The 15,083-nt window shown below is 63.9% G+C and carries 11 protein-coding genes and 2 tRNA genes; 2 read left to right on the top strand and 11 right to left on the bottom strand.

Going from position 1 to position 15,083, the window contains the following annotated elements:
* Nucleotides 1–107: 107 nt before the first annotated feature.
* Nucleotides 108–183 (bottom strand) — tRNA-Ala (locus LDO54_RS34355).
* A 271-nt stretch (nucleotides 184–454) separates the two neighbouring features.
* Nucleotides 455–1,876, bottom strand: coding sequence for a glutamate--tRNA ligase (gene gltX, locus LDO54_RS34350; RefSeq protein WP_224016756.1), 1,422 nt, complete (start codon nucleotides 1,874–1,876; stop codon nucleotides 455–457).
* Between the two features lie 543 nt (nucleotides 1,877–2,419).
* On the opposite strand from gltX, the gene LDO54_RS34345 reads away from it, so the two are divergent.
* Entirely contained in the window at nucleotides 2,420–3,337 is a 918-nt protein-coding gene (locus LDO54_RS34345) for a patatin-like phospholipase family protein (protein WP_224016820.1), read from the top strand.
* Between the two features lie 132 nt (nucleotides 3,338–3,469).
* Here the strand turns inward: LDO54_RS34345 and LDO54_RS34340 are convergent, their stop codons facing one another.
* From LDO54_RS34340 to LDO54_RS34320, 5 genes are all read right to left on the bottom strand, one after another.
* Nucleotides 3,470–4,168 carry a C40 family peptidase gene (locus LDO54_RS34340; RefSeq protein WP_224016754.1) on the bottom strand — a complete coding sequence of 233 codons (699 nt, stop codon included), beginning with the start codon at nucleotides 4,166–4,168 and terminating at the stop codon, nucleotides 3,470–3,472.
* 160 nt (nucleotides 4,169–4,328) lie between these two features.
* Complete coding sequence (locus tag LDO54_RS34335) at nucleotides 4,329–5,939, bottom strand: ABC transporter ATP-binding protein (protein WP_224016752.1); 1,611 nt, start codon at nucleotides 5,937–5,939, stop codon at nucleotides 4,329–4,331.
* Nucleotides 5,940–5,944: 5 nt separating this feature from the next.
* On the bottom strand, nucleotides 5,945–7,051 hold the full coding sequence (locus LDO54_RS34330) for an ABC transporter permease (RefSeq protein WP_224016750.1): 1,107 nt from the start codon (nucleotides 7,049–7,051) through the stop codon (nucleotides 5,945–5,947).
* A 1-nt stretch (nucleotide 7,052) separates the two neighbouring features.
* Nucleotides 7,053–8,090: a microcin C ABC transporter permease YejB gene (locus LDO54_RS34325; RefSeq protein WP_224016748.1), complete on the bottom strand. Its 1,038-nt coding sequence runs from the start codon at nucleotides 8,088–8,090 to the stop codon at nucleotides 7,053–7,055.
* A gap of 25 nt (nucleotides 8,091–8,115) precedes the next feature.
* A complete protein-coding gene (locus LDO54_RS34320) occupies nucleotides 8,116–10,059 on the bottom strand; it encodes an extracellular solute-binding protein (protein WP_224016745.1) in 1,944 nt (647 codons plus the stop codon).
* A 109-nt stretch (nucleotides 10,060–10,168) separates the two neighbouring features.
* Here LDO54_RS34320 and fabI point away from each other — a divergent pair, with 109 nt between their 5' ends.
* Entirely contained in the window at nucleotides 10,169–10,960 is a 792-nt protein-coding gene (fabI, locus tag LDO54_RS34315; protein WP_224016743.1) for an enoyl-ACP reductase FabI, read from the top strand.
* A gap of 200 nt (nucleotides 10,961–11,160) precedes the next feature.
* Here fabI and LDO54_RS34310 read toward each other — a convergent pair whose 3' ends face one another.
* The 4 genes from LDO54_RS34310 to tilS form a co-directional block, all read right to left on the bottom strand.
* On the bottom strand, nucleotides 11,161–11,523 hold the full coding sequence (locus LDO54_RS34310) for a hypothetical protein (protein WP_224016741.1): 363 nt from the start codon (nucleotides 11,521–11,523) through the stop codon (nucleotides 11,161–11,163).
* Between the two features lie 540 nt (nucleotides 11,524–12,063).
* Nucleotides 12,064–12,157, bottom strand: a tRNA-Ser gene (locus LDO54_RS34305).
* Between the two features lie 238 nt (nucleotides 12,158–12,395).
* A complete protein-coding gene (locus tag LDO54_RS34300) occupies nucleotides 12,396–13,646 on the bottom strand; it encodes an aspartate kinase (RefSeq protein ID WP_224016739.1) in 1,251 nt (416 codons plus the stop codon).
* Nucleotides 13,647–14,095: 449 nt separating this feature from the next.
* On the bottom strand, nucleotides 14,096–15,083 hold a 988-nt coding region (gene tilS, locus LDO54_RS34295; protein WP_224016738.1), incomplete at its 5' end, for a tRNA lysidine(34) synthetase TilS.

The raw sequence follows: 15,083 nt of genomic DNA, 5'->3' as shown, positions 1-15,083 counted from the left end.
CCTCTAGACGAAGGGGACATGATCTTTTCAGATAATGCCTTACTACACTGTACAGCTATTCCTGCGAATCACCAGCTTTACTACGACTGGGAAACAACCTGTTCTGATGGTGGAGGTAAGCGGGATCGAACCGCTGACCTCTTGCATGCCATGCAAGCGCTCTCCCAGCTGAGCTATACCCCCTTGCAGAACAGAAGCGAGATTTTAAACATCATTTTCGCTTTCGTCAAGAGCTTTTTGAATCTTTTTTTCATCGCTTCGGTGTTTCAGAGAAACATCGTTGCTCGATTCAGCCACTCTCTGCGTGAAACTTGCTGCTGTTTCGCGCTCCGTATTCAACGGAGCCCGAATACTACAAGAACTCTTGGCATCGCGCTAGTGCCAGAGCGAAAAAACTTCAAAAAAAGTTCACGCCCCGGCTTTTGCGCATCCATGCGAAGCGCTCAAGACGCGCTTACGCGCCCTTCGCGAGTCCTTGTTCGATGCGGCTCACTACGACATCGCGGCCAAACTGCGTGAGCACGGCGTCGATCGCGGGCGTATGCGTGGTGCCCGCAACGAACAGGCGCACCGGCATCGCGAGCTGCGGCATCTTGAGCTTGTGCGTCGCGAGCGTGGCCTTGAACGCCGCCGAGATCGCCTCCTTGGTCCACTCCGCGCCCTTGAGCGCGACGGCGAGATCGGCGAGCGCCGGGCGCACCGCGTCGGTCACGTGCTGCGCGAGCGCGTCCGCTTCCGGCTGCGGTTCGCGATAGAACATCATCGCGCTTTCGGCGATTTCCTTGATCGTGTTCGCGCGATCCTTGAACAGCGCGACCACGCCGTCGAGCGCCGGGCCCTTCGCGAGAGCCGCCTCGTCCACGCCGAGCGCCGCGAAGAACGGCTTGGAGAGCTCGGCGAGGCGCGCGTTGTCGACTTCCTTCAGGTAGTGGTTGTTGAGCCAGTTGAGCTTGTTGTGGTCGTACTGCGCCGGCGACTTGCCGAGGTGCTCCAGGTCGAACCACTCGACGAACTGCTCGCACGTGAACACTTCCGCGTCGCCATGCGACCAGCCGAGGCGCGCGAGATAGTTCAGCACCGCTTCCGGCAGATAACCGGCATCGCGATAGCCCATCACGCTCATCGCGCCGTGGCGCTTGCTCATCTTCTCGCCCTGCTCGTTCAGCACGGTCGGCAGGTGGGCGTAGACGGGCGGCTCGGCGCCCAGCGCGCGCAGAATGTTGATCTGACGCGGCGTGTTGTTCACGTGGTCATCGCCGCGGATCACGTGCGTGATCTTCATGTCGAGGTCGTCGACGACCACGCAGAAGTTGTAGGTCGGCGTGCCGTCCGGGCGCGCGATCACGAGGTCGTCGAGTTCTTCGTTCGAGATTTCCACGCGGCCCTTCACGGCGTCGTCCCATGCGACCACGCCCGTGAGCGGGTTACGGAAGCGCAGCACGGGCTGCACGCCTTCCGGCGGCGTCGGCAGCACCTTGCCCGGCTCCGGGCGCCACGTGCCGTCGTAGCGCGGCTTCTCGCCAGCGGCGCGCTGACGCTCGCGCAGCGCATCGAGTTCTTCCGTCGACATGTAGCACGGGTACACGAGGCCCTGCTGCTGCATCTGCGCAAGCACTTCGCGATAACGGTCCATGCGCTGCATCTGGTAGAACGGGCCTTCGTCGAAATCGAGGCCGAGCCACTGCATGCCTTCAAGGATCGCGTCGACCGATTCGGACGTCGAGCGCTCGACGTCGGTGTCCTCGATCCGCAGCACGAAGACGCCCTCGTTGCGGCGCGCGAAAGCCCACGGATAGAGCGCGGAGCGGATGTTGCCGAGGTGGATGAAGCCGGTCGGGCTCGGCGCGAAACGGGTACGGACGGGAGTCGTGGTCATGGGCGAATACTCGAGGACGATGCCGGCCGGCGAACGGAAGGCGCGGCGGCGTTGCGCGCAAGGCGGACAACGTCGCGGGCGCGTTCTGTCGGCGGCGCTCGGCGAAGGGTCGCGGCGCGGGCCGTGGCGGCGCGGCGGGCTCGTGAAAAGCCCGGCGGCGCCCGGCGCTCACGCGAACGAAAACCGGGAAAATTAGAGACGGGATTATACCCGCCGCAGACGGCTTCGGCCTTGGCGGCAGTGGGCGCGGACGGCGCCCGTCCGGCAATCGGTGACGCGCGCGGCCGCGCGTCACGCCACGTTACAAGCACGAAGCGTAAGCGCGTACCGCTTTGCCTTATCATGTCGGCGCGCTGGCCTCCTCGCCAGTTCCGCCCGGTCCGCAGCCGCGGTCCGAGAGAAAAAATGCGGCGCGCACGCCACACGCTCGACGTCCTTGCCCGCGCCGCCTGGAGAAATTGCTTGAAGTCCCGTTCGAAGCCTGACCAGCACAACGATCTCGACGATCTCGATCAAACACAGTCCGCGCCGCCGTCCGCCTCGCTGTCACTGAGCCGCCGCCACTTCTCGCTCGCGGCCGCCTCCTCCGTCCTCGCCGCCTGCACGACCGCAGGCACGCAGGCGCCGCAGAACAAGCCGCCGATCGCCCCGCCGCCCGTCGCGCGCAATCCGCGCCCGGTCCGTGTGGGCCTCGCGCTCGGCGGCGGCGCTGCACGCGGCTTCGCGCACATCGGCGTGATCAAGGCGCTCGAGGCGCGCAACATCCAGGTCGATCTGATCACCGGCACGAGCGCGGGCTCGGTCGTCGCCGCGCTCTATGCGTCGGGCATGAACGGTTTCGCGCTCAACAAACTCGCGCTGACGATGGACGAAGCCTCGATCAGCGACTGGGCCATGCCGTTCCGCACGCGCGGCATCCTGCAAGGCGTCGCGCTGCAGAACTTCCTGAACACCACGCTGCACGACCGGCCGATCGAGAAGATGGCCAAGCCGCTCGGCGTGGTCTCCACCGACCTGCAAACCGGCCAGCCGATCCTGTTCCAGCGCGGCAATACCGGCATCGCGGTGCGCGCGTCGTGCAGCATTCCGTCGATTTTCGAGCCGGTGAAGATCGGCGGCCACGAATACGTCGACGGCGGCCTCGTGAGCCCGGTGCCGGCCTCGTTCGCGAAAAAGATGGGCGCCGATTTCGTGATCGCCGTCGATATCTCGGCGCGCCCGGAGACGGCTTCGACGCTGAGCCAGTTCGACGTGCTGATGCAGACCTTCACGATCATGGGCCAGTCGATCAAGACCTACGAGCTTGAAAAGTACGCCGACGTCGTGATCCGTCCGAGCCTCAACGCGATGTCGAGCAGCGACTTCACGCAGCGCAACGCCGCGATTCTCGCGGGCGAGGAAGCCGGTGCGCGCGCGGCGGCGGAGATCGAACGCAAGCTCGCGGCGGCCCGCGCAGCCTGAGCGCGGCGCGAACGGGCGCCACGATGTGGCCCCGATACGGAGCCCAGACGCAAAAAAGCCTGCTTCGCGTGAAGCAGGCTTTTTTTGCGCCGATGCCGCCTTGGCGGACCGGCAGACCCCTACTGCAATACTTTAGTTGCCGCTGCCGTCGAACTGCGCGCTCACGCGCTGCTTGAGGCTCTGCGCCTGATCCGGCGTGAACGACGTTTCGACGCGGCGTGCGCCCGTGAAACGCTTTTCCCAGTAGCCGTCGTCCAGATCGTCGACGCGGATCGTGCTGCCGGTGGACGGCGAGTGCACGAACTTGTTGTCGCCGATATAGATGCCCACGTGCGAGAACGTACGGCGCATCGTGTTGAAGAACACGAGGTCGCCCGGCTTGAGGTTGCTCATGCTCACCTTCTCGCCGACGCGGCTCATTTCTTCAGCGCGGCGCGGCAGGTTCAGGCCCAGCGTGTCCTGGAACACGTAGCGCACGAAGCCGCTGCAATCGAGCCCCGAATCCGGCGTGTTGCCGCCCCAGCGGTAACGCACGCCGATCATGTTCAGCGCGCCGACCACCACGTCGCCGGCCTTGCCGGCCATGCCGGAAAGGAACGACTTCGCGCCGCCTTCGGACGGGGCCGGAGCAGCCTGCGATGCGGTTTGGGTGGCGTTTTGAACGGCGGGGAGCGACTGTGCATTCGCCGAATTGCTCGGCGAAAATGAGACATTCTGGTTAAAGCTGCTAGCTTCGTCGGCGAACGCGCCGGGAGCTGCTGCCATCAGGACGCCGATGAACATCCCGGCGACGACGCGCGTGCAAGCCTGGGTCAAGTATCGGTGCTGCATGGGTCGGTAGAAATTGCCCGTAAATCAGGGAGTTAGAAGAAAAGTTTGGACGATACTAGCCAGTAAGTATTTGTGTGTCAAAACTTATAGAAAAATACAATCGCGATGCGCACCTCATTGGTGAATTTCACCAATATTCCCCCTAAAGTTCCGCGATCGTTCAGCGATCAAAGGCGGCTTTCAGCAGCTTTCGCGTGTAAGGGTGAATGGGGTCGTCAAAGATTTTTGTTACATCTCCCGACTCGACAATGGCCCCGTTTTGCATCACCGCGACGCGGTGCGCCATCGCCCCGATCACTTCCAGATCGTGGCTGATGAACACATAGCCCAGGTTGTACTTGCGTTGCAGTTCGGTCAACAAACGCAGCACCTGCTGCTGGATCGAGACGTCGAGCGCGCTGGTCGGTTCGTCGAGCACGATCACGCGCGGCTCCAGCACCAGCGTGCGCGCAATCGCGATGCGCTGGCGCTGGCCGCCGGAAAACTCGTGCGGATAGCGTTGCAGCGCCGTGCGGTCGAGCCCCACCTCGCGCAGCACGCCCACGATGCGCTTGCGCCGCTCCTCCGCGGAAAGATCGGCGCGATGCAGCGCGAGCCCCTCCCCCACGATGCGCTCGACGGTCTGTCGCGGAGAAAGCGAACTGAACGGATCCTGAAAGACCACCTGCAGATGCGAGCGCAAGCCGAGCTTGTCCCGACCCTGATAGCTCGCGATCGAGCGCCCCTGGAATTCGACTGCGCCCGCCGCCGTGCGTTGCAGACCCAGCATCGCCATGGCGAGCGTCGACTTGCCCGACCCCGATTCGCCGACGATGCCCAGAGTCTCGCCCTGCCGCACCGACACGCTCGCGTCGTTCACGGCGCGAAAGCGGCCGCGCTCGAACCAGCCCTTGAAACCGGGCAGCTTCGTGGCGAAATCGACGCTCACCTGTTTCGCTTCCAGCAGCACCGGTGCGATCGGCAAGACGGGCAACACGTTGCGCTCGGGCCGGCTCGCGATCAGGCGCTGCGTGTAGGGATGCTGCGGCGACCCGAAAATCTGCTCGACGGTGCCCGTTTCCACGAGCTTGCCCTTTTCCATCACCGCCACGCGCTGCGCGAAGCGGCGCACGAGGTTCAGGTCGTGCGTGATCAGCAGCACCGACATGCCGCGGCGCGCAGCTTCCTCGCGCTGCAATTCGAGCAGCAGATCGACGATCTGACCGCGGATGGTCACGTCGAGCGCCGTGGTGGGCTCGTCCGCCAGCAGCAGACGCGGACGGCACGCGAGCGCCATCGCGATCATCACGCGCTGACGCTGCCCACCCGAGAGCTGATGCGGATAGTTGAACAGGCGCCGGCGCGGCTCGGGAATGCCCGTGCGCTCCAGCAGCCCCACGGCCTGTTCGTAGGCTTCCTTCTTCGACACGCCATCGTGCAGCACGATGGTTTCCGCGATCTGCTCGCCAATCGTATAGAGCGGATTGAGCGCCGTCATCGGCTCCTGAAAGATCATCGCGATGTCGTTGCCGCGCAGGCCGCGCATGTCGCGCTCGCTTTTCGTGACGAGGTCTTCGCCGTCGAAGCGAATCGTGCCGCCGATCTGCGCGTCGCTCAGCAGGCGCAGGATCGCGAGCGCCGTCACCGTCTTGCCCGAACCCGATTCGCCGACCAGCGCCACGCGCTCGCCGCGTCCGATCGCGAGCGCGATGTCGTCGACTGCGAGCGTGTCGCCGAAACGCACGCTCAGATGCTCGATCGAAAGCAGCGGCGCGGGGATGTCTTGAGGCATGGCGCTCACTGGTTGCCTCCGGCTTTCATCGCGTCGGAGATGCGCGTGTCGAGCGCGTTGCGCAGCGCGTCGCCCATGAAGGTGAGCAAGAGCAGCGTGACCACGAGCACGCCGAACGTCGACATCGAAATCCACCAGGCGTCGAGATTGCCCTTGCCCTGCGCGAGCAGTTCGCCGAGGCTCGGCGTGGGCGGCGGCACGCCGAGGCCCAGAAAGTCGAGGCTCGTGAGCGCGAGAATCGACCCGCTCATGCGAAACGGCAGAAACGTGATGACGGGCGTGAGGCTGTTGGGCAGCACATGGCGCCAGATGATCTGCCAGTTCGACAAACCCATCGCGCGCGCGGCGAGCACGTAGTCCTGATTGCGGTTGCGCAGGAATTCGGCGCGCACGTAATCGGACAAGCCGATCCAGCCGAACAGCGACAGCAGCACGATCAGCAGGATGAAACCCGGCTCGAAGATCGACGCGAAGATGATCAGCAAATACAGCTCGGGCATCGCGCTCCATATCTCGATCAGGCGCTGCCCGACGATGTCGACGCGCCCGCCGAAATAGCCCTGCACCGCGCCCGCCAGCACGCCGAGCAAGGTGCCGATGGCCGTGAGCACGAGCGCGAATTGCACCGACACCTTGAAGCCGTACAAGAGCCGCGCGAACAGGTCGCGTCCGCTCGCGTCGGTGCCGAGCCAGTTCTGCCGCGACGGCGGCGCGGGGTTCGGCACCTTCGAGAAATAGTTGAGCGTGTCGTAGTAGTACGGGTTCGGCGGATAAAGCGCGAAGTTGCCCGGCGCGTCGAAGCGCTGGCGCACGTAGGGATCGAGATAGTCGGCGGGCGTCGGGAAATCGCCGCCGAACGCGGTCTCCGGGTAGTCCTTGAACAGCGGGAAATACAGATGCCCTTCGTAGCGCACGACGATCGGCTTGTCGTTGCACCAGAGCGGCCCCGCGAGGCTCGCCGCGAACGCCACGATAAAGATAATCAGGCTCCAGTAGCCCAGGCGCTGCTGCTTGAAACGCAGCCAGACGCGCCGCGCGGGCGTGGGCGACTTGAAGGCGCGCACGCTCTCGGTGCGCTGTTCGGGTTCGGCGCCGGTGCGGACTCGGTTCAACTCAGCGCTCCAGTTGTTCGAATTGGATGCGGGGATCGACCCACACATAACAGAGATCGGAAATCAGCTTGGTCAGCAGTCCGATCAGCGTGAAGAGGTACAGCGTGCCGAGCACGACCGGATAGTCGCGCCGCACCACCGATTCATACGAAAGCAGGCCGAGACCGTCGAGCGAAAACAGCGTTTCGATCAGCAGACTGCCCGTGAAGAATGCGCCGATAAACGCGGCCGGAAAACCCACCACGAGCGGCAGCAAGGCGTTGCGGAACACGTGCTTCCAGAGCACCGTGCGCTCGGACAGACCCTTCGCGCGCGCGGTCAGCACGTACTGGCGGCGAATCTCTTCGAGGAACGCGTTCTTCGTGAGCATCGTCGTGACGGCGAAGCTGCCGACCACCGAAGCCGTCACCGGCAGCGCGATATGCCAGAGGTAATCGAGAATCTTGCCGCCGAGCGAGAGCGTGTCCCAGTCGTCAGAGGTGAGATTGCGCAGCGGGAAGAGTTGCAGGAAGGTGCCGCCGCCGAACAGCACGAGCAGCAGCACGCCCAGCACGAAGCCCGGAATCGCATAGCCGATCAGCACGATCAGACTCGTGATGAGATCGAAGCGCGAGCCGTTGCGCACCGCCTTCGCGATGCCCAACGGCACCGATATCAGATACGTGAGAAAGAACGTCCACAAGCCGATGCTGATCGACACCGGCAGCTTCGAAATGATCAGCTTCCATACGCTCTGATGATGGAAGTAGCTCTGCCCGAGATCGAAGCGCGCAAAGCGGCCGAGCATCAGGAAATAACGTTGCAGCGGCGGCTTGTCGAAGCCGTAGAGTTGCTTGAGTTGCGCGATCTGCTGCGCGTCCACGCCCGAGTGCGTGCGCATGCCGAAGGGCATGCCCTGCTCCGCGCCGCGGCGCAGATCGCGCACGGCCTGTTCGACGGGACCGCCCGGCACGAACTGGATCACGGCGAAGGTCAGCGTGAGCACGCCGAGCAGCGTCGGGATCATCAGCAGCAGGCGTTTGACGATGTAGCTCCACATGATTCTGTGCTCGCTTCGAAGAAGATCAGTGCTGCGGTTGCGCTTGAGCCGGCGCTTGAGACGGCGTTTGCGCCAGCGATTTGAGCCACCACGTCGAGATGATCCAGTCGGTCGCGCCATAGTACAGCGGCAGCTTCGACGGATACGCGAGCGTGTTCTTGTAGGCCACGCGGTGCGTCGCGCTATACCACTGCGGGACCACATAGTAGCCGTGCATCAGCACCCGGTCGAGCGCGTGCGTGGCGTCGAGCAGTTGCTCGCGCGTCTGCGCCTGCGACATCGCCTTCAGGATCGCGTCGACGGCCGGCGACTTCAGCCCGATCAGATTGCCCGAACCCGGTTCGCCCGCGGCCTTGCTGCCGAAGCGGTCGATCTGCTCGGCGCCCGGCACCTGCACGTCGGGAAAGCGGATCGTCGTGATGTCGAAGTCGAAGTCGTCGAGACGCTTTTGATAGAGCGCGAAATCCACCGACCGATAATTGATGCGGATGCCGAGCCGCGCGAGCGCCTGCGTGTACTGCGCCATGATCGGCGCCCATTGCGCGGAAGCGGCCGTATCGTCGAGCACCTCGAACACGAAGGGCTGACCTTGCGCGTTGCGCAGCGCGCCGTCGCGATAGGTCCAGCCCGCCTGCGCGAGCAGCGCGCGCGCCTTGAGCAGATTCGCGCGCAGCGAGCCGGGCGGATCGGTATTCGGCTGCGCGGGCGGCGCACCGAACACGGCCGGGTCGAGCTGCTTGCGCCACGGATCGAGCAGCGCGAGTTCGCCCGGCGACGGCAGGCCCTTCGCCTGCAGATCGGTGTTCACGAACCAGCTGTCGATGCGCTTGTACTGGCTATAGAACAGCATGCGGTTGAGCCACTGGAAATCGAGCGCGAGATCGAGCGCCTGGCGCACGCGCGCGTCCTGGAACATCGGCTTGCGCAGGTTGATCACGTAGCCCTGCATGCCGGTGCCGTTGTGCTGCGGGAACTCGCGCTTGATCAGCTCGCCGCTGTCGAACTTCTTGCCGACGTCGCGGCGCACCCAGTTGCGCGCGACGTATTCGACGAGCGTGTCGTACTCGCCCGCCTTGAAGGCTTCGAGACGCGCGACATCGTCGGAATAGAGCTTGTAGACGATCTGCTCGAAGTTGTTCTGCCCCACGCGCACGGGCAAATCCTTGCCCCAGTAATTCGGATTGCGACGGTACGTGATCGTGCGGCCGTTCGAGTAGCGGTCGATCAGATACGGGCCGCTGCCGATCGGCTGCTCGAACGCGATCTGGTCGAAGGCGATGCGGCTGCCATCGGGACGCAGCCCCCACTTGTGCGAAAACACCGGCATGCCGCCCGCGATAAACGGCAACTCGCGGTTGTTGGTGCGGAACTCGAAGCGGATAGTCGCCGCATCGACTACGACTGCACGCGTGATGTCGCTGAAATACGCCTGCATCGACGGCGCGGCCTTGCGGCTCTTGAGCGTGTCGAGCGAGAACTTCACGTCGTCGGCGGTGACGGGGTCGCCGTTCGAGAAATGCGCGCGCGGATTCAGATGGAAGGTCACCGAGAGACGGTCGGGCGCGATGCGGATGTCGTCGGCGAGCAGGCCGTAGGCGGACGCGACTTCGTCCATGCTGCCCGTCGTGAGACTTTCGAACAGCATCCCCAGACCCGGCGCCGAGTTGCCGCGCAGCGTGAAGGGATTGAATTTGTCGAAGCTCGTCAGGCGGTCGGGATTCGCGAGCACGAGCGTGCCGCCTTTGGGCGCGTCAGGATTCACATAGTCGAAGTGCTTGAAGTCGGCCGGATACTTCGGCTCGCCGTACTGGGCGATCGCATAGACCGCGTGCGCCTGCGGCATGGCCGCGAAACACAGCGCCAGCATCGCGCCCGCCGTCGCCAGCCTGCGCCGCAAAGCGCGCCCCCAGGCAGGATGATTTGCCTCACGCGCCGCGCGCGTTTGCCTGCCTCGCGTACCTGTCGTCATAGAAAAGGGGTCGTCCGGGGTGCCAAGTCAAGTGTGAGAGAATTCTACCCAAACCGCGCGGCGCCGCCTCGTCCAGCGCCCGTCGCATTGACCTGATTTAGGAGAATTCATGGGCTTCCTCGCTGGCAAACGCATCCTGTTGACCGGTCTGCTGTCGAACCGCTCGATCGCTTATGGCATCGCGCAGGCCTGCAAGCGCGAAGGCGCGGAACTCGCGTTCACCTATGTCGGCGAGCGCTTCAAGGACCGCATCACGGAATTCGCGCAGGAATTCGGCAGCAATCTCGTGTTCCCCTGCGATGTCGCCGACGACGCGCAGATCGACGCCCTCTTCACCGACCTCAAGCAGCATTGGGACACGCTCGACGGCCTCGTGCACTCGATCGGTTTCGCGCCGCGCGAAGCCATCGCGGGCGACTTCCTCGACGGCATGACGCGTGAGAATTTCCGCATCGCGCATGACATCTCGGCCTACAGCTTCCCGGCGCTCGCGAAAGCCGCGCAGCCGATGCTCGCCGATAACGCCGCGCTGCTCACCCTCACCTACCTCGGCGCCGAACGCGCGATCCCGAACTACAACACGATGGGTCTCGCGAAGGCTTCGCTCGAAGCGAGCGTGCGTTACCTCGCGGTGTCGCTCGGCGCGAAGGGCGTGCGCGTGAACGGCATTTCGGCGGGCCCGATCAAGACGCTCGCGGCAAGCGGCATCAAGAGCTTCGGCAAGATCCTCGACTTCGTCGAACACAACGCGCCGCTGCAACGCAACGTGACGATCGAACAGGTCGGCAATACGGCCGCGTTCCTGCTCTCCGATCTGGCGGGCGGCGTGACCGCGGAAATCGTTCACGTCGATGCGGGCTTCAACGCGGTCGTCGGCGGGATGGCGAATCTCGGCGAGTAAGCCGATGCGCGCTTGCGTGCGCTTCGTTGCGCATGCAACCGCGTGTCGATCGAAACGTTGAACGCCACGCCAAACGCCAGGCCGAACGCAACGTCGAGCGCAACGTCGATCGAAGCAGCATGAAAAAAGCCGCCCTAGGGCGGCTTTTTCTTTTGGCCCGCGCGCGTGTCATGCACGCTCGCGATGGGCCGAATAGCGGCTTAGTGCCAGTGTCCCGGCGGCGGGCCGCCGTGATCCGGGCCGCCACGATCCCAGTGACCGCGCGGACCACCAGGACCGTAGCCGCCGTGATGGCGATACCAGTCGTCGCGGCCCCAGTAGCGGCGGCCGTCCCAATAACGATCGCCATGCCAGCCGATCACGATGGCCGGCGCGGCATAAACCGGCGCGGGCTGATAGACGACCGGCGGCGGAGGCGGCGGCGCATAGACCGGTGCGGGCGCGACATAAACCGGGGCCGGAATACCGATGTTGACACCGACGCTCACGCCAGCCATCGCCACGCTCGACGCACCGATAGCCAAGCCCCCGAGCAGCATTGCAACAACACGAGCGAACTTCATGGACTCACCTTTTGGGGTTGATGTTTTGTTGAAGCCAATATAGCGCAGGCACCCCGGCCCGCGTATTTCAACTTTGTAATAACTGATGCACAAAAGCACGATGCGATCTCTGGAGTTACGTCTGGTTACAGAGCGATGAAATAACGCAACAACGCAGGTAACCACGCACGCAAGCGTGCGCATAACAGCGACGCGAGAATAGCACCGTCTACGACAACGTATCGGCGAGGCCTGCAGCGTGCTGCTCATTCGCGAAACGGCTTGCGCGCATCGACTTCGGCGCTGATTCAAAAACGCACGAACGCAATAACGGCCGACAATGAAAAAACTTTTGCACGATTTATTTTGGCATCCTGATTATGAAAATCGAATTGAAAGATTCATTCGATGAGAGCGAATGCCAACGAGAAAAACCGCGACGATAAATTCAGGAAAAGCCGCGAACAAAAAGCATCGCGAAATTCGCGCGCAGCGATTTTTCGCGCGGAAAAAGAAAAACCCCGCAAGCCGAGACTTGCGGGGTTTCCACCGCCATTTTACTGGCGGAGACGGAGGGATTCGAACCCTCGATCCAGGTTTTGGCCCAGATGCTCCCTTAGCAGGGGAGTGCCTTCGACCTCTCGGCCACGTCTCCCGAAAACTTCGTTCGCGCCAGGGAGGCAGCGCAACGAAGCCAAGATAATAGCGGGTTAGAACGCTCCGGTCAATTCATAAGACGCTTTTTTTGCAAACTTTTTTCTGCGCGGCTGCAGTGGGCACAGGAGCAGCACACAAGCGGCACACACGCGGCACACAAACCGCGCACAAACAAGGGCTTGCAGGGGCATCTCAAAACAAACTGACCGTCACACTCCTCTCACGCTATCCGCGATTTACGCGTGTTCCAGCTCGAACGCCTTGTGCAGCGCGCGCACGGCGAGCTCCATGTACTTCTCGTCGATCAGCACCGAGATCTTGATTTCCGACGTCGAGATCATCTGGATGTTGATGCCCTCTTCCGACAGCGTGCGGAACATCTTGCTCGCGACGCCGACGTGCGAGCGCATGCCCACGCCCACGACCGAAACCTTCGAGACCTTCGCGTCGCCCAGCACCTGCTCGGCGCTCACGTGACCCTTGACCGTGTTGTTCAACACGTCGATGGCGCGCTGATAGTCGCCGCGCGGCACCGTGAACGTGAAGTCGGTCTTGCCGTCCACGCTCTGGTTCTGGATGATCATGTCGACGTCGATGTTCGCGTCGGCGACCGGGCCGAGGATCTGATACGCGATGCCCGGCTTGTCGGGCACGCCCATCACGATGATGCGGGCCTCGTCGCGCTGGAACGCGATACCCGAGATGACTGCTTTTTCCATGGTGTCGTCTTCTTCAAAGGTGATCAGGGTGCCCGAGGACATTTCCTCGTCGAGGTTCATCAGCGGGTCGGTCAGGCTGGAGAGCACACGCGTCTTCACCTGATATTTGCCCGCGAATTCCACCGAGCGGATCTGCAGCACCTTGGAGCCGAGGCTGGCCATTTCCAGCATCTCTTCGAACGTGATGCGGTCGAGGCGGCGAGCGTCGTCGACCACGCGCGGGTCGGTCGTGTAGACGCCGTCCACGTCCGTGTAGATCAGGCATTCGTCGGCCTTCAGCGCGGCCGCGACCGCGACCGCCGAGGTGTCCGAGCCGCCGCGGCCGAGCGTCGTGATGTGGCCTTCGGGATCGATGCCCTGGAAGCCCGTGATCACGACCACCTTGCCGGCGTCGAGGTCGGCCTTCACGCGCTCGTCGTCGATCTCGTTGATGCGCGCCTTGGTGAACGCGCTATCGGTTTTGACCGGCACTTGCCAGCCGGTGTAGCTGATGGCGTCCACGCCCGCATCCTGCAGCGCGATCGAGAGCAGACCGACGCTCACCTGTTCGCCGGTCGCCGCAATCATGTCGAGCTCGCGCGGGCTAGGCTGCGCCGAAATCTCTTTCGCGAGGCCGAGCAGACGATTGGTTTCGCCGGACATCGCCGAGGGCACCACGACCATCTGGTGGCCGGCCTTGTGCCATTTGGCGACGCGCTTGGCGACGTTCTTGATGCGCTCGACCGAGCCCATCGAGGTGCCGCCGTATTTGTGTACGATGAGTGCCATTGTCGTTCTGAACTGGAGATGTTACCGCGCTGGCGCGCCGGGATCGGCACCGCCGGGGAGCCCGGGGGTGTCCCGGGATAGAGGCCGCGGCGGCGCTCCGGCGCGTGCAGCACACGCGGAGTTTGCCCTCGGAACCGCGTGGCCGTGCTGACCCGCGCGCTCCGCCCGCATACCGCTACGACGTCCTTGCAACCGTCGGATGGAAACCGCTCGAAGGAAAAATCGCGCCTTCACGGCGAGCGCCGCTTTTGACGGCGTCCGTGAACGCGAAAAAGCGGGCTGGACAAACGAGTTACCCTACCCGATCGAGGTCAAAATTACAAGACGAAAATGGCCGACGGGAGCCGAAAAAGGCTTGTGTGGCAAGGATTTGCGGCGAAACGGCAACTTTGACCGCGATGCCCGGCGCATCACGCGGGACAACTGCGGGACAACCACGCGCCAACCGGTCATGCGATCGTCAGATCCTCGCGCCACTCGATGCGGCGCCAGCGCACGCTCGGGTTCGCAGAATCGACAGCGTCGGCCTCGAATGCGCCGAACGCCGACCGGTTCACACCGATGCGGGGCACGAACAACAGCGTCTCGCCCGCGTACAGTAGCGGCACGTCGCGCTCCCATGCGGGCACGCCGCGCGATTGAAACAGATTCTTGAGCGTGCGGCTCACGTTGGCCGCCTCGTCGCGCACACGCTCGCCGCCCGAACGCGCGCGCGCCACGAGCGGTGTCTGCCGAAGCACGGCTTCGGGAACGGCATCGGGATCGTCGGCGTTCGCGGGCGCGAACACGAAGCTGCCGCGCCACGACGGCAAACGCCACACTTCCTCGCCGCGCCAGTCGAGTTGCACCGGCGCGCGTGCGCTGCTCTCGTCCATCGATTCCTCGCTATCTGATGAGTTTTCGCCACGCGCATCGTCCCAACTGACGAGTCCGCGATAACAACGCAGCGTGAAGCCCGCGTGATCGACGCGCAACGCGTGATCGCCGCCCTCGCCCTTGAGCGCGATCTCGCGCAACTGACGCAAGGCGTCGGCGATACGCGCGGTCGACGCCGCCGGCATGCCGCGTGTGCGCATCCAGTAGCGCAGCAGATTGAGCGCGCGCGCATCGTCGAGCGCGACGAGCGCCGTGTGCGATAACGCGTCGCCGTCCGCCTGCGCGGCGTCACGCAGATCGATGCGCGCAAGGTCGTCGAGCAGACGCTGCGCCGACGCCGCGTGCGCCGCCGTACGCGCGAGCGCCTCGCGAAAACCAGGGAAATGCGCCGAAAGCGCGGGCGTCACGTCGTGACGCAGCGCGTTGCGCGCATAACGCGTGTCCTCGTTCGATTCGTCCTCGATCCAGCGCAGATCGTAGGCGTGCGCGTAGCGCTCAAGTTGCACGCGCAACAAAGACAGCAAGGGCCGCACGCGCGGCACCGCGCCCGCCACGGCGCGC

Origin of the sequence: Paraburkholderia tropica (assembly GCF_914484835.1) — a bacterium.
In the GTDB taxonomy this organism is placed as follows: domain Bacteria; phylum Pseudomonadota; class Gammaproteobacteria; order Burkholderiales; family Burkholderiaceae; genus Paraburkholderia; species Paraburkholderia tropica_A.
This window is presented reverse-complemented; position numbering and strand designations above follow the sequence as displayed.

What these genes read in the sequence shown, in the direction of transcription:
- LDO54_RS34325 (WP_224016748.1), bottom strand. Translation starts at nt 8,090, where the DNA reads ATGTGGAGCTACATCGTCAAACGCCTGCTGCTGATGATCCCGACGCTG.
- LDO54_RS34335 (WP_224016752.1), bottom strand. Translation starts at nt 5,939, where the DNA reads ATGCCTCAAGACATCCCCGCGCCGCTGCTTTCGATCGAGCATCTGAGC.
- fabI (WP_224016743.1), top strand. Translation starts at nt 10,169, where the DNA reads ATGGGCTTCCTCGCTGGCAAACGCATCCTGTTGACCGGTCTGCTGTCG.
- LDO54_RS34320 (WP_224016745.1), bottom strand. Translation starts at nt 10,059, where the DNA reads ATGACGACAGGTACGCGAGGCAGGCAAACGCGCGCGGCGCGTGAGGCA.
- LDO54_RS34300 (WP_224016739.1), bottom strand. Translation starts at nt 13,646, where the DNA reads ATGGCACTCATCGTACACAAATACGGCGGCACCTCGATGGGCTCGGTC.
- LDO54_RS34340 (WP_224016754.1), bottom strand. Translation starts at nt 4,168, where the DNA reads ATGCAGCACCGATACTTGACCCAGGCTTGCACGCGCGTCGTCGCCGGG.
- gltX (WP_224016756.1), bottom strand. Translation starts at nt 1,876, where the DNA reads ATGACCACGACTCCCGTCCGTACCCGTTTCGCGCCGAGCCCGACCGGC.
- LDO54_RS34310 (WP_224016741.1), bottom strand. Translation starts at nt 11,523, where the DNA reads ATGAAGTTCGCTCGTGTTGTTGCAATGCTGCTCGGGGGCTTGGCTATC.